This window comes from Brachybacterium zhongshanense, assembly GCF_055385755.1.
This window is the reverse complement of sequence record NZ_AP043790.1, coordinates 2,104,863-2,122,755: the sequence shown is the minus strand read 5'-3', so window position 1 is coordinate 2,122,755 and position 17,893 is coordinate 2,104,863. Positions and strand designations below refer to the sequence as shown.

At 72.2% G+C, this 17,893-nt stretch carries 16 protein-coding genes; 8 read left to right on the top strand and 8 right to left on the bottom strand.

What is annotated here, in order from left to right; translation table 11 throughout:
* Positions 1-30 precede the first annotated feature (30 nt).
* A complete protein-coding gene (gene valS / locus ACZ5AJ_RS09535; RefSeq protein WP_464133395.1) occupies positions 31-2,706 on the bottom strand; it encodes a valine--tRNA ligase in 2,676 nt (891 codons plus the stop codon).
* 109 nt (positions 2,707-2,815) lie between these two features.
* Between valS and ACZ5AJ_RS09530 the strand changes: the two genes are divergently transcribed.
* Positions 2,816-3,574, top strand: a complete 759-nt coding sequence (locus ACZ5AJ_RS09530; RefSeq protein ID WP_464133391.1) for a metallophosphoesterase family protein — start codon at positions 2,816-2,818, stop codon at positions 3,572-3,574.
* 32 nt (positions 3,575-3,606) lie between these two features.
* Here ACZ5AJ_RS09530 and ACZ5AJ_RS09525 read toward each other — a convergent pair whose 3' ends face one another.
* The 5 genes from ACZ5AJ_RS09525 to ACZ5AJ_RS09505 form a co-directional block, all read right to left on the bottom strand.
* Positions 3,607-4,665 carry a lipoyl protein ligase domain-containing protein gene (locus ACZ5AJ_RS09525; protein WP_464138742.1) on the bottom strand — a complete coding sequence of 353 codons (1,059 nt, stop codon included), beginning with the start codon at positions 4,663-4,665 and terminating at the stop codon, positions 3,607-3,609.
* Positions 4,666-4,816: 151 nt separating this feature from the next.
* Positions 4,817-6,151, bottom strand: a complete 1,335-nt coding sequence (locus ACZ5AJ_RS09520; protein ID WP_464133388.1) for a hypothetical protein — start codon at positions 6,149-6,151, stop codon at positions 4,817-4,819.
* A 250-nt stretch (positions 6,152-6,401) separates the two neighbouring features.
* Positions 6,402-7,457: an ABC transporter ATP-binding protein gene (locus tag ACZ5AJ_RS09515; RefSeq protein ID WP_464133385.1), complete on the bottom strand. Its 1,056-nt coding sequence runs from the start codon at positions 7,455-7,457 to the stop codon at positions 6,402-6,404.
* The gene (locus ACZ5AJ_RS09510) at positions 7,454-8,239 is read right to left on the bottom strand and encodes an ABC transporter permease (protein ID WP_464138741.1); all 786 of its coding nucleotides are present in this window, start codon (positions 8,237-8,239) and stop codon (positions 7,454-7,456) included. Before ACZ5AJ_RS09510 ends, ACZ5AJ_RS09515 begins: the two co-directional genes overlap by 4 nt.
* A gap of 22 nt (positions 8,240-8,261) precedes the next feature.
* On the bottom strand, positions 8,262-9,056 hold the full coding sequence (locus tag ACZ5AJ_RS09505; RefSeq protein WP_464133382.1) for an ABC transporter permease: 795 nt from the start codon (positions 9,054-9,056) through the stop codon (positions 8,262-8,264).
* Positions 9,057-9,155: 99 nt separating this feature from the next.
* Here ACZ5AJ_RS09505 and ACZ5AJ_RS09500 point away from each other — a divergent pair, with 99 nt between their 5' ends.
* The 4 genes from ACZ5AJ_RS09500 to ACZ5AJ_RS09485 are packed head-to-tail and all read left to right on the top strand — an operon-like array spanning position 9,156 to position 13,226.
* Positions 9,156-9,599, top strand: coding sequence for an ArsR/SmtB family transcription factor (locus tag ACZ5AJ_RS09500; protein ID WP_464133379.1), 444 nt, complete (start codon positions 9,156-9,158; stop codon positions 9,597-9,599).
* Positions 9,596-10,543, top strand: coding sequence for a cation diffusion facilitator family transporter (locus tag ACZ5AJ_RS09495; protein ID WP_464133376.1), 948 nt, complete (start codon positions 9,596-9,598; stop codon positions 10,541-10,543). The genes ACZ5AJ_RS09500 and ACZ5AJ_RS09495 overlap by 4 nt, the downstream gene beginning before the upstream one ends.
* Before the next feature lie 38 nt (positions 10,544-10,581).
* Positions 10,582-11,355 carry an SDR family oxidoreductase gene (locus ACZ5AJ_RS09490; protein WP_464133374.1) on the top strand — a complete coding sequence of 258 codons (774 nt, stop codon included), beginning with the start codon at positions 10,582-10,584 and terminating at the stop codon, positions 11,353-11,355.
* The gene (locus ACZ5AJ_RS09485; RefSeq protein ID WP_464133370.1) at positions 11,355-13,226 is read left to right on the top strand and encodes an ABC transporter ATP-binding protein; all 1,872 of its coding nucleotides are present in this window, start codon (positions 11,355-11,357) and stop codon (positions 13,224-13,226) included. Before ACZ5AJ_RS09490 ends, ACZ5AJ_RS09485 begins: the two co-directional genes overlap by 1 nt.
* Here ACZ5AJ_RS09485 and ACZ5AJ_RS09480 read toward each other — a convergent pair.
* Positions 13,192-13,929 carry a LuxR C-terminal-related transcriptional regulator gene (locus ACZ5AJ_RS09480; RefSeq protein ID WP_464133368.1) on the bottom strand — a complete coding sequence of 246 codons (738 nt, stop codon included), beginning with the start codon at positions 13,927-13,929 and terminating at the stop codon, positions 13,192-13,194. The genes ACZ5AJ_RS09485 and ACZ5AJ_RS09480 overlap by 35 nt on opposite strands.
* A complete protein-coding gene (locus ACZ5AJ_RS09475) occupies positions 13,926-15,386 on the bottom strand; it encodes an ATP-binding protein (RefSeq protein WP_464133364.1) in 1,461 nt (486 codons plus the stop codon). Before ACZ5AJ_RS09475 ends, ACZ5AJ_RS09480 begins: the two co-directional genes overlap by 4 nt.
* 147 nt (positions 15,387-15,533) lie before the next feature.
* Here ACZ5AJ_RS09475 and ACZ5AJ_RS09470 point away from each other — a divergent pair, with 147 nt between their 5' ends.
* The 3 genes from ACZ5AJ_RS09470 to ACZ5AJ_RS09460 all read left to right on the top strand — a co-directional run bounded on the left by ACZ5AJ_RS09470 (position 15,534) and on the right by ACZ5AJ_RS09460 (position 17,853).
* Positions 15,534-17,123: a PspC domain-containing protein gene (locus ACZ5AJ_RS09470; protein ID WP_464133361.1), complete on the top strand. Its 1,590-nt coding sequence runs from the start codon at positions 15,534-15,536 to the stop codon at positions 17,121-17,123.
* Positions 17,120-17,452, top strand: coding sequence for a hypothetical protein (locus tag ACZ5AJ_RS09465; RefSeq protein WP_464133358.1), 333 nt, complete (start codon positions 17,120-17,122; stop codon positions 17,450-17,452). The genes ACZ5AJ_RS09470 and ACZ5AJ_RS09465 overlap by 4 nt, the downstream gene beginning before the upstream one ends.
* A gap of 143 nt (positions 17,453-17,595) precedes the next feature.
* Complete coding sequence (locus ACZ5AJ_RS09460) at positions 17,596-17,853, top strand: hypothetical protein (protein ID WP_464133354.1); 258 nt, start codon at positions 17,596-17,598, stop codon at positions 17,851-17,853.
* Positions 17,854-17,893 lie beyond the last annotated feature (40 nt).

Here is a 17,893-nt window from a genome sequence, read left to right as displayed (position 1 = left end):
GAGGGCCCGACCGGCGCGGGGTCGGATCGGTCAGGCCCTGTTCCGCGGAGTCTTGACAGGGGGCTCACCGAGGACGACATCCTCGGTGAGGATGCCTTCGACCTCGCCGGCGGCGAGGTCCAGCTGCTCGATGCGGCCCAGTGCCGTGAGATCGCCGGATGCGGCCTCGAGTGCGGCGATGGACGACGCAGGCGCGACGATCCTCACGGAGAGGACCGGGGTCTTCTGCGAGACCTTGGCATCGGACTTGATGCGGCGGACGGCGATCGCGGCGTCGGCGAGGACGTCCAGGAGAGCGGCATCCTGCCCGGCGGAGGCCTCGCGCAGGCTCTCGGAGGTCGGCCACGCCTGGGTGTGCACGCTGCCGCCGCGCCACCACGACCAGACTTCCTCGGTCGCGAACACGATCACGGGTGCGAACAGACGCAGCTGCACCTCGAGCGCGATCGCGAGCGCTGCACGCGCAGAGGCGGCACCTGCCTCGCCGTCGGCGCCGTTGCCGTGGGCGCGCTCCTTCACCAGTTCGATGTAGTCGTCGCAGAAGGCCCAGAAGAAGGGCTCGGCGACCTCGAGCGCGCGGGCGTAGTCCATGTCGTCGAAGGCGACGGTGGCCTGGTCGACCACATCCGCCAGACGAGCCAGCAGGGCGCGATCCAGCGGATGGGTCACGGCCGATGGGTCCGCGGCGAGGCGTCCGGCGGGATCCGCAGGCGCCCCGCCGAAGCCGAGGGCGAACTTCGAGGCGTTGAGGATCTTGATCGCCAGACGACGACCGATCTTCATCTGGCCCTCGTCGAAGGCGGTGTCCACGCCCTGGCGCGCGCGGCCCGCCCAGTAGCGGACGCCATCGGAGCCATGCTGCTGCAGCAGGCCGATCGGGGTGACCACATTGCCCTTGGACTTGGACATCTTCTTGCGGTCGGGGTCCAGGATCCAGCCGTTGATGGACGCGTGATGCCAGGGCAGGGCGTCCTGCTGCAGGTGCGAGCGGACGATCGTGGAGAACAGCCAGGTGCGGATGATGTCGTGGCCCTGCGGGCGCAGGTCCATGGGATAGACCTTCTCGAACAGGCCGCCGTCCTCGGAGGCGGTGTTCCAGCCGCCTGCGAGCTGCGGGGTCAGGGAGGAGGTCGCCCAGGTGTCGAGGATGTCGGGATCGGCGACGAAGCCGCCGGCCTGCCCGCGCTGCTCCTCCGAGTAGCCCTCGGGCACGTCGATCGTCGGATCGATCGGCAGGCGGTCGATCGACGGGGTGAGGATCGTGTCGTAGTCGGTCTCGCCGTCGGCGCCGACGGCGTACCAGACCGGGAAGGGAACACCGAAGAAGCGCTGGCGGGAGATCAGCCAGTCGCCGGCGAGACCCTCGACCCAGTTGCGGTAGCGGGCCTCCATGTAGGAGGGATGCCAGGTCAGCTCCCGGCCTCGGGCGATCAGCTCGTCCCGCAGACCGCCCTCGGACTGGTCCCGGCCGCCGTTGGTGAGGTACCACTGGCGGGAGGTGACGAACTCGAGCGGCTTGTCACCGTTCTCGTAGAACTTCACCGGGTGGGTGATCTTCTCGATCTCACCGGTGAGGTCGCCGGACTCGATCGCCATCTCCACCACGCGCTTCTGGGCGCTGAAGACGGTCAGGCCCGCGAGCTCCGCATAGCGAGCCCGGCCCTCCTCCGAGGTGATCCAGGGGGCCTCGGCGATGAAGCGGCCGTCGCGGCCGATCACCGAGCGCGTCGGCAGCTCGAGCTCGCGCCACCAGGTGACGTCGTTGGCGTCGCCGAAGGTGCAGATCATGGCGATGCCGGCGCCCTTGTCGGGCTGTGCGAGCGGATGCGCCAGCACCGGCACCTCGACGCCGAACAGGGGCGAGGACACCGTCGTGCCGAAGAGGCCCTGGTAGCGCTCGTCGTCGGGATGCGCCACGAGGGCGACACAGGCGGGCAGCAGCTCGGGGCGGGTAGTCGCGATGACGACCTTCTCGCCGGAGCCGTCGGTCCGCGTGAAGCCCAGACGGTGGTAGGCGCCCGGGCGCTCACGATCCTCCTGCTCGGCCTGGGCGACCGCGGTGCGGTAGGTGACGTCCCACATCGTGGGTGCCTCCGCCTGGTACGCCTGGCCGGCGGCGAGGTTCTCGAGGAAGGCGCGCTGGGAGGTCGCGCGGGAGCGGGCGTCGATGGTCTGGTAGCTGTAGTTCCAGTCGACCGACAGGCCGAGCGCCCGGAAGACCTCCTCGAAGGACTTCTCGTCGATCTCGGTGAGGCGCTCGCACAGCTCGATGAAGTTGCGGCGCGAGATGGGCAGCTGGTTCGCCGCCTTCGACGACTTGTTGTCCCCGCCCTCCTGCGGGGGCGTGAAGTCCGGGTCGTAGGGCAGCGAGGGATCGCAGCGCACACCGAAGTAGTTCTGCACCCGACGCTCGGTGGGCAGGCCGTTGTCGTCCCAGCCCAGCGGGTAGAAGATGTTCTTGCCGCGCATGCGCTGGTAGCGCACGATCATGTCGGCCTGCGAGTAGCCGAACACGTGCCCCACATGCAGCGAGCCGGATGCCGTGGGCGGCGGGGTGTCGACGGAGAAGACCTGATCGCGCGTGGTCTCCGGGTCGAAGGCGTACAGCTGCTGCTCGCTCCATACGCTGTCCCACTTCTCCTCCAGGCCCTCGAGGGAGGGACGATCGGGGATGGCGGGGGCAGTGCGCGGTGCGGTATCGGTCATGGGGTCATTGTTCCAGGTATGCCCGTCGGCGCAACGCGAGGGTCCCCAGTGTGAGCGCCCTCGCGCGGGGGAGCCGCGGGCGGGCAGCGTTGCGGCCTACGGTGGGGGCATGCCTCTCCAGCGCCTCGCCCTCGTCTCCGACGTGCACGGGAACCTCACCGCCTACCGTGCCGTCCTCGCCGACATCGCCGCTCGCGGCATCGAGCGGGTGATCAACCTCGGCGACGTCGTCGGGAAGGGGCCGCGCGGGAGCGCATGCACGGCGCTGACGCGCGAGCGCTGCGAGGCGATGGTGCGCGGGAACTGGGAGGCGTATGTCGCAGGCGACGGCGAGGTGCTGTCGGAGGGGCAGGCGTGGTGGCGCAGGGAGCTCACGGCCGGGGACCGCTCGTGGCTGACCTCGCTGCCGGGCAGCATCGACCTGCGGCTGTCGGGCCGCCTGGTCCGTCTCGTCCACGCCTCGCCGATCGACGAGTTCACGCGCGTGCATCGGGAGCCCGATCCCGAGACCTTCTCGATGATGCTCGCGCCCACGCCGTTCACCGGCGGCGGAGAGCGAGCCGACGTCCTCGTCTATGGCGACATCCACGACGTCTACCTGTCGGCGCAGCCCGAGGGGACGCTGGTGAACATCGGCAGCGTCGGCAACCCGCTCGACGAGCCGACGCCCTCCTACGCGATCCTCGAGGGCGACCCCGAGGCGACCGCTCCCGCGCCGTTCGGGGTGCAGCTGGTGCGCGTGCCCTACGACGTCGAGGCGGAGATCGCCGTCGCCCGCGATCTCGGCATGCCCGAGGCGGAGGCGTGGGCGATCGAGCTGCGCACCGGCATCTACCGCGGCAGGCACGAGGCGCTGGGGCTCAGATGACCCCGAGGGCCAGGTGAGCCGATCGCACGGGGTCACGGCACGCGCGCGGTCCATTCCGGGGTGCTGAACTTGGTGCGGGCGAGCTCGCGGGCGGCGTCCATCTCGGCGTCGGTGTACTGCGAGTCGACGGTGTCGTAGCGGGACCGGAAATGCTCGAGGAAGCCCTCGATGATCTGCTCGCGCGGCAGGCCCGTCTGCGATCGCATGGGGTCCACGCGCTTGTTCGCGCTGCGGGTCCCCTTGTCGGAGAGCTTCTCGCGACCGATCCGCAGCACCTCGCCCATCTTGTCGGCGTCGATGTCGTAGGACATGGTCACGTGGTGCAGCAGCACACCGCCCGCGAAGCGGCGCTGCGCGGCGCCCCCGATCTTCCCCTTCTCGGAGGCGATGTCGTTCAGCGGCACGTAGCGCGCCGTCACGCCGATCTCCGCGAGGGCGCCCATCACCCAGTCGTCGAGGTACGCGTAGGCCTGCTCGAAGGAGAGCCCCTCGACGAGGGAGGTCGGCACGACCAGCGAGTAGGTGATGCAGTTGCCCTGCTCCATGAACATGGCGCCGCCGCCGGTGATGCGGCGGACCACGTCGATGCCGTGGCGGGCGGCGCCCTCCGGGTCGATCTCGTTGCGCAGCGACTGGTAGGACCCGATCACCACCAGCGGCGAGTCCCAGTCCCAGATGCGCAGCAGCGGGGGACGGCGCCCCGCAGCGACCTCGTGGGGGAGCACCTCGTCGAGCGCGACGTGCAGCACGGGCGGGAGCACCACGGGACCGATCACGTCGAAGGTGATGTCCTCCCAGCGGGAGGCGTGGCCGAGGGCCCGACGCACGGCGATCGCGACGGCCTGGGCGTCGAACCCGATCATCTGGACGGGCTCGGGGAGCGCCTCGAGCCGGGTGGTGATCGCAGCGGCCAGCTCGGCGGCGGACGCCGCGGTGGCCTGGCCCACGAGCGCGGCGGAGATGTCCTCCAGGGCGTCGTCGGGCTCGAGGAAGAAGTCCCCGAACACCGAGGCGGAGGCGATGCGCGCATCCTCGACGGTGACGTCGACGGCGACCAGCTTGCCCCCGCGCACCTTGTACTCGCCGTGCAGGGGCGCGTCCTGCCCGTCTGCGCCCGCGACTGCTCCGAACCCCGTGGCCCTGTCGATGCTCATGCCCTCCATCCTCGCGCATCCCGAGGCCGACGGCGGTGCCGAGGAGGTCACAGCCTGCTCGCGGCCTGCCGGCCCGCGGCCTGCCTGCTCACAGCACAGTCGGGATGGTCAGGGAGCGCAGGGCCCGGTGCACCTCCCAGACGAAGTCCGCGGTGGACTGCCCCTTGCGCGGGGCGATCGCGTAGGTCTCCTCGGGCCTGTGTGCGGTGGCCTCGCGGGTGACGCGCGGGATCAGCGCATCCCAGCGGCGACGTCCGCCGACCCAGATCCGGTAGAGGGTGTCGGGATCCTCGCGGTAGGTCAGGCGCAGGGCGAGGGTGCGTGCGGTCAGCGCCGGCTGCCGGCGCGCCGGGGCGAGATCGAAGCCGTGGTCCCTCAGAAGGGCGGGGTTCAGGACAGCCCAGAGCACGAGGCGAGCGTTCTCGACCTCGGGGGAGGCGGGGATCCCGATCAGCTCATCCCGTCCGGGCAGCGCATGCAGGGCATGGGCGTCCGTGCGCCAGGCGGTGCGGCGGCCGATGACAGACAGCAGGGCGTCGGCCTCGGCGCGCTCCTCCTCGGTCGTGATCCGGCCGATGCCCAGGGGGATCGGCGCCTCGCCGGGTGCGGCGAGGCGGATCGGGGTGCCGTGGGCGACTTCGCCGAACTCGAGGGCCGTGCGGCCGCGGGAGCCGCCCACCTGCAGCAGGGCATCGCGCTGGCCCCGGCGGGAGGAGAAGCGCGGAGCCTGGCCGTGCAGCTCGCGGGAGGCGGTGAGCAGCACGTCCAGATGGGCGCGCAGCTCGAGGGCGGTGTCGGCGTCGCCGAGCAGCCGACGCGGATCCACGGGGTACTGCACGATGGGCGAGGCGGCATGCTCCCCGATCTCGGCGATCGCCTCCCACAGGTGCGCATGACCGGTGTCGGACTTCGCGAGCCGTCGTGCCAGATGCTTCCAGGTCGTGACGACGACGCGGGCCTCCTTCGGGGAGTCCGGAAGACGGCGGAGGACCTCCTGCTGAGTCTCCAGGTCGGCACGGCGGACGATCGCGACCATGGTGCCGTGAGGGCATCCGCCGAGGCTGCGGCGCAGCTGCGCCAGATCGCTCGTGCCGAAGGGGCGGCCGACGTGCAGGGCGATGCCGAGCCGGGCTCCCTCGTCCCGGTGTCCCGACCAGGGGAGGATCTCGGCGACCAGCGCCGGTGTCCGACGGCGGGCGCGGGGCTCGGCGGTGATCGATCCGGTGGTCGCGTCGGAGTGGACGTACGCGCGCAGGAAGGCGTCGCGGCTGCGGGGCGCCATGAGCACGAACTCCAGCATGTGCCGCAGCAGCAGCTCGACATAGGCCTCGTCGTCGCGATGGATGTCGAGGTCGGGGGCGGTGACGGAGCGGTCGACGGCGTACGTCGTCATCTGTCCGACGCTGGCGTAGGAGCGGGCCATGATCCTCCGATCTCGTCCGGTGGGCCCGGGGCGGGCCCGATGGTCCGGGACCCGGTGCGGACGGTCCAGCGGAGCGGACGGCGGTCGTCGACGAGGACGGGTCGTGCGGTCCCGCCGGAGCCGCGGCCGGTCCGACGACGCGCGACGACGGCCGCGCGGAGGCGGGCCGTACCGGAACCGGGTGATGGGACATTGTTCCCCATCCCGGTAAGGGAGGCCTGACCTGTCCGTGCGTCGGCGTGTCGCGGCCTCAGCGGTCCCGTGCGTAGATCGCGCGCACGAGGTCCTCGATCGCGGGCTCGCGCAGCTCCAGATCGCGCACCTCGGCCTGCTCGGCGATCGCCGCGAGGAGCGCCGGCACGGTCAGCTGCGAGCCGGGGAAGCGGATGCGATGACGGATCCCGTCGGCCTCCACGGCCGCGGTCTCGGCGCCATCGGGCAGGCGCAGCGTGCCATGCGGCGCCGCCAGATCGACGACGAGCTCGCGGGGCGCGCTGAGATGGTCGCGGAAGGTCCCCAGCTCGCCGTCGTAGGCGACGGTGCCGGAGTTCACCACGACGATCCGCTCGCACAGCCGCTCCACGTCGCCCATGTCGTGCGTGGTCAGGAACAGCGTGGTGCCGCGCTCGGCCCGGTCCTCGCGCAGGAAGCGCCGCAGCCCCTCCTTGGAGACCATGTCCAGCCCGATCGTCGGCTCGTCGAGGAACACCAGGGCGGGGGAGTGCAGCAGCGCCGCGGCGACCTCGCCGCGCATCCGCTGCCCGAGCGACAGCTGGCGCACCGGACGGTCCAGGAAGCCGCCGAGGTCCAGGCCGTCGCAGAGGCGCGCGAGGCGGGCGTCGCGAGCGGCGTCGCCCATGCGGTGCATCGCCGCGAGGATCCGGTAGGAGTCCCTCAGCGGAAGATCCCACCACAGCTGGGAGCGCTGGCCGAAGACCACGCCGATCTCGCGCGCGAGATGGCGCCGCTCGGGGACGGGGGAGCGTCCGAGGACCTGCACGGACCCGGAGGTCGGCTGCAGGATCCCGGTCATCATCTTGATGGTCGTCGACTTCCCGGCGCCGTTCGCGCCGACGAAGCCGACGGACTCGCCGCGATCGATCCGCAGGCTGATGTCGTCGACCGCGCGGACGATCCGCCGCTCGCGCCGCAGCAGCGCACCCTCTGCCTTCGTGCGCAGCACGTAGTCGCGGCGCAGATGCTCGAGGACGATCGCCGGCGCCGACGACGGCGCCCCGGGCACGGCGGGATCGCGCACGAGGGGACCGGGTGCGACGGGATCAGGGGAGGTGGGGGTGGCGCTCATCCGCCGGCTCCTGTGTATCGGCGGATCCCCGCGCGCCACAGCAGCGCGGCGAGGATCCAGGCGAGGACCGCCGCCGGCAGGCCCATCCAGCCCGACCACTGCGGCAGCAGGGCCGGTCCGGGCAGGTCCAGCAGGGCGAGGGTCGGGGCGTAGGCGACCAGGGTCGCCGGTATGACGAAGGTGAAGAAGACCCGCATCGGGAGGGAGAAGACGGCGCCCGGCGTGGTGGCGACGTAGTTGCCGCCGTAGGTGAAGGCGTTGGCGAACTCGCGCCCGTCGACGAGCCAGAACTGCATCGCCCCGGCCATCGTGAACAGCGCCCCGAACAGGGCGGCGCCCGCGAGCGGGGCGAGCACCGCGAGGACCAGGCGGGCGGGTGTCGGCTCGAACCCGCTGATCCCGAGCGCCGTCGCGTACATCGCCAGGCCCACGGCGATGCGCCCGAGCCGGCGCAGGGACAGGTCCAGGCTCGAGATCTGCAGGAGCATCGGCACCGGACGGATCAGCAGCGTCTCGAGCCTCCCGCTCCTGATCTGCGCGGAGAGCCCGTCGATCTCCCCGAAGAGGAGGTCGGCGAGGCCGAAGGCCAGCGCTCCCAGGCCGTAGACGACCGCGACCTGCGGAAGGGTCATCCCGCCGAGGGTCCCCACCTGAGCGAGAATCACCCACAGCTCGAGGAACTCGGTGCCCACGACCAGCATCTGGCCCAGCAGGTCGGTGACGAAGCTGGTGCGGAAGGACGCCTGGGACCGGATCCGCGAGCCGTAGAGGGTGCGGATCATCCTCAATGTCGACACGGGGCGCTCAGCCACCCTGCACCTCCACGCTGCGCACTCCGGCGCGGAGCATCAGGGTCGCTCCCACCAGCAGCACCGCGATCCAGCTGGCCTGGACCGCGATCGCGCTGAGCGCCTCCGTCGGCGGGATGCGCCCGGAGATCGCATCGATCGGCGTCTGCACCATCGAGGGGAACGGGGTGGCCCGGGCGATCGCCAGGAGCCAGTCGGGGAACCACACGATGGGGATGAGGAACCCCGAGAGCAGGTTCATCACCGCGTTGTAGACGACGGTCAGGCCGCGCGTCTCCAGCAGCCAGAAGGCCGCGAGGTTGACCATCATGTCGGCGAGGAAGGCGACGGTGATCGCGAGGAGGATCGACACGGCACCCAGCAGGTAGGAGGCAGGGTGCTCGGGCAGCGCCAGGCCGGTCACGAGCGCCCCGACCACCAGCGGCGGGATCCCGCGGCCGAGGATCAGGAAGCTGGCCCGCCCCAGCTTCTGCGCATAGTGGAGCCCGAGGAAGGGGACGGGACGCAGCAGGTCGACGGCGATGTCGCCCTGATGGACCCGCTGGGACACCTCACGGGTGCCGAAGGCCTCGATGGGGGCCAGGAGCGCCTGCCCGAGCCACACATAGGTGGCCGCCTGCAGAGCGGTGTAGCCGCTGAGCTCGCCACCCGCGGTGCCGATCGCCGCGAACATGATCGAGGCGCGGATGAACCCGAAGACGGTGTTGGTGAACACTCCCGCGGCGGTCGCCATGCGGTAGGTCGAGTACTGCCGGAAGGACGCGGCGATGATCCTCCGGTAAGCGAGCACTCGCGCGAGCCTAGTGGGCTGCGGCAGCGGTCACAAGGTCACGCGTGCTCCGTCCGCGAAGGCGTTGACCTTCGCCGCGGGCGGACCTAGCTTGAACATATGAACACATCTTCAGATGTTCAGGAGTGTGCGACCGACCTGGTCGACGCGGGGCGCGTGAACCTGGCGCGCGAGCACCTCCCGGTCCCCGCGGACATCGCCGACACCGCTGACGTCTTCTCCCTGCTGGGCGATCCCCGTCGTCTCACGCTGCTGCTCGCGCTCCTCGACGGGGAGCTGTGCGTCCACGACCTCGCCGCCGTCACCGGGCAGTCGGAGTCATCGACCTCGCACTCGCTCAAGCTGCTGCGCGCCCACCGAGTGGTCGCCCCGCGCCGCGACGGCCGCCGCGTCTTCTACCGCCTGGACGACCCGCACGTGAGGATGCTGCTGGACCTCGCCGTCCACCACGCCTCCCACTCGACGATGGAGCATCCCGAGAGGTCCGGGACCGCTGAGGGCCGGGCGAGGTCGGACCGGGCAGGGACAGGAGGGGAGCGATGAGCCCGCACGAGCACGGCGGGCATTCCCACGCCTCCGCCCACGCCGTCCTCTCCGCCGGGGGCAGGCATCGCACCCGGCTCGCGATCGCGGCCGTGCTCATCGGAGCGTTCTTCGTCGTCGAGCTGGTCGCGGCCCTCGTCTCGGGCTCCCTGGCCCTGCTCTCCGACGCCGGGCACATGGCCGCCGACGTCCTCACCCTCTCCGCAGCCCTCGGCGCCACCGTCATCGCCAACCGGCCCGACCGCTCCGGGCGGCGCAGCTTCGGCCGCTACCGCCTCGAGGTGCTCGCCTCCCTACTCGCGGTGCTCGTCATGCTCGCGGTCGCCGCCATGGTGGTCGTCGAGGCGATCGGCAGGATCGGTCAGGGCGCCGAGGGCGCCGAGGGCGCCGAGGTCGGCGTCGGCGCCATGCTCGTCGTCGGCGTCCTCGGGCTGCTCGTGAACCTCGTGGTGATGGGTCTGCTGAGGCAGGGTGCCGGCGAGAGCCTGAACCTCAAGGGCGCCTATCTCGAGGTGCTCGCCGACACCGTCGGCTCCGTCGGCGTGATCGCTGCGGCCCTGCTGGTCTCCGCGACCGGCAGCGTCCTCTGGGACACCGCGATCGCGCTCGCGATCGGCGTCTTCGTCGCCGTGCGCGCGGTGATCCTCGGGCGCGAGGTGCTCGCGGTGCTCTCCCAGGACACCCCCGTCCATCTGGACCCTGATCGCGTCCAGGCCGACCTCGAGTCCGTCGAGGGCGTGCTCGAGGTGCACGACCTGCACCTGTGGACCCTCACCTCCGGGATGGACGTGGCCACGGCGCACCTGCGCATCGCGCCCTCGGCCGACGCCCATGAGGTGCTGCACGCGGCCCAGGGAGTGCTCGAGCGCGAGCACGAGCTCGAGCACTCGACGCTGCAGATCGAGCCCCACGACGACTGCGCCGAGGGCGAGTCCGCCTGGTGAGGTCATCCGGGGTCGACGGTCGGACGTAGGCTCGGACCATGGCTCCCGACGTCCCCGCACCGCTCACCGCCGTCGTCACCGGCGCCTCCTCCGGCATCGGCCGCGCCACCGCCGCGCGCCTGGTCGCCGACGGCTGGAGGGTCCTCGCCGTCGCGCGCCGCGGCGACCGCCTCGCCGCGCTCGCCGCCGAGACCGGCTGTGACGTCCTCGAGGTCGATATCACCTCCGACGACTCCGTCGCCGCGCTCGCCGTGCGCAGCGCGGAGCTCTTCGGCGACCGTCTCAACGCCGTGGTCCATGTCGCCGGCGGAGCGCTCGGCGTCGAGCCCGCGGCCGAGGCGGATCTGGACAAGTGGCAGACCATGTACGACATCAACGTGCTCGGCGCAGTCCGCGTCACCCGGGCGCTGCTGCCTGCTCTTCGCACCTCGGGCCGCGGAGACCTGCTGTTCGTGACCTCCGTCGCGGGCCATGAGGCCTATCCCGGAGGGTCCGGCTACAACGCCGCCAAGGCCGGCGAGCACATGCTCGCCCATGCTCTGCGTCTCGAGCTGAACGGCGAGCCGGTGCGCGTCATCGAGATCGCACCCGGCATGGTCCGCACCGAGGAGTTCTCCCTCGTGCGGCTCGGCGACCGGGCTGCGGCCGATGCGGTCTACGACGGCGTCGAGAACCCGCTGACGGCCGAGGACTGCGCCGATGTCATCTCCTACGCGCTGAACGCTCCCCACCACGTCAACCTCGACCTGGTCACCGTGCGCCCGCTCGCCCAGGCCGCCGCCCACAGGGTCGCCCGCCACCAGGGGCTCTGATGGCCTTCGGGGGCCCCGGGGCGGGCCCCGGCATGGGAGGCCCCGGTGGCGGCCGAAGGGGCGCTGAGGATCTGCGGCTCGCCCCCGGCCAGCGAGCCGACGTGCGGCGCGTGATGCGCCTGTTCACCCCGTACCGCGGCACGCTGCTGGGGGTGCTGGTGCTGATCGCCCTCGGAGCGGCCGCCGGTGTGGTCTCGCCGTTCCTGATCCGCGAGATCGTCGATGTCGCCCTGCCCCGTCAGCGCGCCGACCTGCTGGCCTGGTCCGTCGGCGGGCTCATCGCCGTGACAGTCGTCGCCAGCGCCCTCGGCGTCACGCAGTCGATGCTCTCGACCCGTGTCGGGCAGGCCGTCATGCACGACCTGCGCGTCGCGGTCTACGGGCATCTGCAGCGGATGGGTCTGGGCTTCTTCACCCGCACCCGGACCGGCGAGATCCAGTCGCGCATCTTCTCCGACATCGGCTCCATGCAGGCCGTGGTCACCTCGGTGATGACGCAGATCGTCTCCTCCGCCGCAGGGATCACCATGTCGCTGGTCGCGATGATCGTGCTGGACTGGCGACTGACCCTCTTCTCCCTGATCGCCATGCCCTTCGCCGTGTGGATGAACCGGCGGGTGGGAAGGCGCCGTCGCGTCATCGTGAAGCAGCGCCAGGAGAAGGCCGCCGATCTGTCGGCCGGCATCCAGGAGTCGCTCTCGGTCTCGGGGATCCTCCTGGGGCTGACCATGGGGCGCACCCGTGCGCTGACCGACGCCTTCGAGCAGGACTCGCGGGACCTCGCGGACCTCGAGGTGCGCTCGGAGATGGCCGGCCGCTGGCACATGGCCCTGTTCACGACCCTGATGGCGATCTTCCCCGCTCTGACCTACTTCCTCGGCGGTCGGCTGCTGTTCGGCGGCAGCGGCGTCACCATCGGTACCCTGGTCGCCTTCGTCTCCCTCCAGAGCAGCCTGTTCCCGCAGGTCAACGGGATGCTGCGGGTCATGACCCAGGTCAATGCCTCGCTCGCGCTGTTCACCAGGGTGTTCGAGTACCTGGATGCGCCGATCACGGTCCAGGATGCCCCGGACGCGATCGTGCTGGACGCCTCGAGGGTGCGCGGCGAGGTCCGCTTCGAGGCGGTCGACTTCACCTATCCCGGGGCCGAGGAGCCTTCGCTGCAGGGCCTGGACCTGGTGATCCCCGCGGGGAGGCACACGGCCCTCGTGGGGACGACGGGTTCCGGGAAGACCAGCACCGGCTACCTCATGGCCCGGCTCTACGAGCCGAGCGCCGGTCGGATCACCCTGGACGGCCACGATCTGCGCACGATCGCACGGGAGTCGCTCGCCGACTGCCTGGGCGTGGTCACCCAGGAGACCTATCTGCTCCACGCCACCATCGCCGAGAACCTGCGCTTCGCCCGACCCGGTGCGAGCGACACCGAGCTCGAGCGGGCGTGCCGCATCGCGCAGATCCATGAGCACATCGTCGCCCTGCCCGACGGATATGCGACGGTCGTGGGGGAGCGCGGCTATCGATTCTCCGGGGGAGAGAAGCAGCGTCTGGCGCTGGCCCGCACGATCCTGCGGGATCCTCCGGTGCTGCTGCTGGACGAGGCGACCTCCGCCCTCGACGTGGCCACCGAGCGCGCCATGTCCGGGGCGCTGGATGCGGTCGCGCGGGGGCGCACGACCGTCTCGATCGCCCACCGGCTCTCCACCATCCGCGATGCCGACCAGATCGTCGTGCTCTCCCGCGGGAGGATCGTCGAGCGGGGCACCTATGAGGAGCTGGTCGCCCGCGGCGGGGCCTTCGCCGAGCTCGCCGCGCAGGACGCCCGGGAGGCGGCGCTCAGATCATCCGACGGTCCCGCGCCCAGCGCATGAGCGCCCGCCGGTCCGACAGCTGCAGCTTGCGCAGGACGCTCGAGACGTGGCTCTCGACGGTCCGGTCGGAGATGAACAGGCTCGCGGCGGCCTCCCGGTAGGTGTAGCCGCGGGCGATCAGCGTCATCACCTCCTGCTCGCGCGGGGAGAGCAGGTCGAGGTCCGACGGCGCGGCCGGCACGGAGCTGCGGAAGGCATCGAGCACGAATCCCGCAAGGCGCGGGGAGAACACCGCATCCCCCTCGGCCACCCGGCGGAGCGAGGAGGTGAGCTCCTCTGCGGTGATCGACTTCGTGACGTAGCCGCGCGCGCCGGCGCGGATGACCGCCAGCACGTCCTCCTCGGCATCGGAGACGGACAGCGCCAGGCAGCGCACCGGTGCGCCCTGGGTCGTGGTCATCCCGTCGAGGGCCTGGGCGACCTCTGCGCCGCCGCCCCCGGCGCCGCCGGGCAGGTGGACGTCCAGCAGCACCACCTCGGGCAGCAGGTCGCGTGCGGCGGTGATCGCGGAGACGACGTCATGGGCCTGCCCGACCACGGCGATGCCGTCGTCCGCCCGGGCGATCTCGCCGGCGACGCCGGCGGCGAAGATCCGATGGTCGTCCACGACCAGCACTCGCACGGGCGCGCGATCGCCGTCGGCCCCAGCCCGGCCGTCCGCCCCAGCCCGGTCGTCGGCCGCTGCGCCGCCGACGGCGATCATGCTCGGCTCCTGGGGAGCGCGAGAGCGACCTCGGTGCCGCCGCCGGGGGCGGGACGCAGCTGGGCGGATCCGCCGGCGCGCTCCATGCGACCGATGATCGACTCGCGCACGCCGAGCCGGTCGGAGGGCACCGCATCGAGGTCGAATCCGGGGCCACGGTCGCGCACGAACGCCAGGACCTCGTGGTCGCGGACTTCCACGAACACGTCGACGTCCACGCGGCCGTGCCGGCAGGCGTTGACGCTCGCCTCCCGCAGGGCGCCCAGCAGCGGACGCATCCGGTCCTCGAGGGGACCGTCGCCGACGATGACGGTGCTGATCCGCGAGCCGTGCTCGTCCTCGATCTCCGCGGTCAGGGACTCGACAGCCGTCCGCAGGTCGGTGTGCACGGCGTCCTCGTCGAGGTCGTCGCGGTAGAGCCACCGGCGCAGCTCCCTCTCCTGGGTCCGCGCCAGCCGGCGCGCCTCCTCGGCGCCGACGCCGGGACGCTGCAGGACGGCGAGGGTCTGGAGCACGGAGTCGTGCAGATGGGCTGTGGTCTCGCGATGGTGGGCCATCACCGCCCGCTGCTCGGCCTCCTCGCGCAGGCCCCGCCACAGCCGTCGGGCCCACGGCACCAGAAGAATCGCCAGCAGTGCGATCGCCGCGAGGACCGCGGCCAGGAGGAGCACCGCCGCCGGGGCGCCGAGGATCGCCGCGGCGAGGGCGAGGGCGCCCAGGACCAGCAGGCTCAGCCCGGCGCCCAGGGCGAGCAGAGCCCCGACCGGGACTCCCGAGGGCAGACCGGACCAGCGAGCCCGATCGAGGTCGGCGAGCGGCATGAGCCCGAAGGCGACGGCGGCGGCCATGACCGCGATCAGAGCGGACAGGACGGTCAGATGCTGGACGAGGAAGGCATCGGGCAGGAAGATGCCGCGGGCCGTCGCGTAGAGGTCGATGCCGGCGGTGAGCAGGAGGACCAGCGATGCAGTGCCGACGAGCGCCGCGAGCCCTGCCCAGCGCAGCCCGGCCGGCCAGCCCGGTCCGCGTCGGGCCTCCCCGCCACCCCTCGGGACCGAGGCGGCGGTGGGAGAGCGGTCGGTGCTCACTGATCCGGCCTGTGCGGCGGGCATGCCGCGGACGGCGGCGATGCCCTCGCGCATCGCCTCCTCCCGCAGCTGGGCGGAGTCGTCGGGGAGGGTCCACCACAGTGCGACGTACCCGAGCACCGCGGGAGCGGCGAGGAGCAGCATCACGCGATGCTGGACCCACAGGACGTAGACGTCCGAGAGCATCAGCACCGCCGACGGGATCAGCAGCATCGGCAGCGCGAAGGCGATGCGCACCAGGCGCGGTGGTGCATCCAGCTGCCGTGCGAGCACATCGCACACCCCGGCGAGCAGGGCGCGGTCGCGACGGCGGGTCCAAGAGGACCCCGAGGGGCGGAGCGCGTCGGGCGGGGCTGGAGCGACGGTCATGCTCTGCATTCTGCCGTGCGAGCGCGGCGTGATGCCTGGTCCATCGCAGGATCCGGGACGCACCCGGGGAACGATCCGGGATCTCTCCGGGTGCTCCCAGGGATGTCGCCGGACGCCACCGCACCGGCCTCGGGCGAGAATGGCTCCATGACCACGACGAGACATGAGGAGCGCGGCCCCGGCACGGCGGACGGTCGGGCCGCAGCGGGCGGCGACGCCTCGGGTGCGGCCCCGGGCGGCGCCGACGACACCGCCGAGCGGACGCTGCGAGCGGCCACCCGGCCGGCCGGTGCACGATCCCCCTCCGACCGGGTGCTGCTGGGAGCACCGCTGCGCCGCTCCGGGGACCGGGTGCTCGGGGGCGTCTGCGCGGCCTTCGCACGACCGCTCGGTCTGCCGCCGCTGATGGTCCGGGTGCTCGCTGCGGTGCTGGGGCTCCTCGGCCCTGGCCTCCCTCTCTATCTCATCGCCGTCCTCACACTGCCGCGCGAGACCGCCGGAGCAGAGGATCCGGGCGCAGTGCTCGCGGGACGGCGACCGGGACCGGACGACGGGTGCCGGGGCATCGAGACCCCGCTGAGCGCTCTCGCCGCCGGCCGGCTGCGGGTCGCGGACGTGCTCGCGCTCCTGGCCCTGATCCCCGTGACGGTGCTGAGCCTGTGGTGGATCGTGATCGAAGCGGTCCACCTGCGCGGGTTTCTCGGGGTCCTGCTCGGTCTGGCACTGATCCTGCTCGCGGTGGCGGCGATCGCCGCGCGCCGCGGCGCCGAGGCCAGGCGCGCCTTCATGGTGGTCCAGCTCGCACGGCGGGCGGGGATCGCCGATGAGGAGCAGCTCGAGCGCTTCCTGCTCGAGCAGCGCCGCCGCGCGCCATGGGCCTGGTCATCCTTCGGTGAGCACGAGCACGAGCACGAGCACGAGCACGAGCACGAGCACGAGCGGCAGCGGGAGCAGCGGTCGCAGGGCGGGCGACCCGGGTCCAGGAGCGTGGCGCGCGCGTCGGCCCCGGTCCGGGCGCTGCGCCCTCCTCGCCGCAGACCGCGAGTGCCCGGGGCCTCCGCTCGCACGCTGCTCGCGGTGCTCGCGGGGATGCTCGCCGCTCTTGCGCTGACGGTCCTGGTGCTGAACCTCGATCCGTCGCTGCTGACGGACGTCTCCGATGCGAGGATCGCGCCGCAGGCCGGGCGGATCGCCGCGGGCTGCGCGGCCGCCGCGGTGGTCGCCGGGATCTCCCTGGTCGTGCTGGGGCTGCGGGGCAGGCGCAGCATCGTGATCGCGCTCGCCGGGGCCGTCGCCCTCGCGAACGCCGGCATGGGAGCGGCCTGGCTGAGGCTCACCGAGGATCCCGATGCCCAGCCGCTCGTGATCGACGCTGCTGAGCTGGACTACGGCGAGTACGTCTCCTGTCCGGTGGCACCGGATGCCTGGGCGAGGCCGGTGGTGATCGATCTCAGCGGGCTTACCGCGGAGCGGGCCGAGGAGCTGCGTGCCCAGCGCCCTGCCTCCGACGGGAGCGCGATGCCGCTGTCGGTGCACTGCTCCCCGCTCGTCGGCGACGTGACCGTCCGCCTGCCCGCGGACCCTGATCCGGTGTCGGTCTCGATGAGCGCGGGAGAGGAATGGATCGACGTCGGCTCAGGGGACGAGGATCCGGTGATCCAGGTCTACGGATCCGTGGTCGTGGGTCGGGTGCAGGTGGAAGAGGCGGACGGGACGCCGAGGGAGGAGCAGGGATGAGCGCGGACGACCGGACCGGTGCACCGCAGACGGCTGTGGCGGCGAAGACGGCGCAGACGGGGGCGACGGGACCGGATGCCATCACCGAGCGGTCCCCGGCGGAGCGGACCCGAGCACCGCGGCATCCGCGGCGCATGGGCACGATCGCCCTGGGCCTCCTGCTCCTGCTGGGTGCGGGCATCACCGCGGCGGCAGTGCTGCCGCAGCCCCGCCCGGAGCCCTGGATCCTCGGTGCGGCCTCTGTGCTCGGCCTCTCCGTGATCCTCGTGGTCGTCGCGGTGCTCCCGCGCGGTCCCGCTCGGACCGCCCGGACTACGACGAAAGGATGAGGCGCAGTCACCCCGTGGCGGGATGCTCGTCCGCGGTGTGCTCGGCGAGCATGGGGAGCATGGACGAAGGAGCGCTGCCCGACCGGCCGCTCCGCCCGGGGTCGGCGGGTGCGGTGCCGCCCGATCCGACGCAGGAAGGACCCATGATGATCACCTCGATGCTCGACGACGGTCGTCGACCGGCCGACGGCGATGGCTCTGCCGCGCATCGCGATCGCAGGGGGAAGCCCGCCGTCGGCCGTCCGGTGCTCTTCGCCGTGATGCTGTGCGCCGCTGCGGCGATCGCCCTGGGCCTGCTGATCATCGGTCCGACGCTAAACCCGGTCGTCGCCGTCGGCTCCGCGGCGGCCGTGGTCGTGCTGGTCCTCGCCGGCTGGGTCCTCGCGGGGCCGAGGCTCTAGCCGCTGCCCGGGGCGGCGGCACCGAGCGGGCCACGGCGGC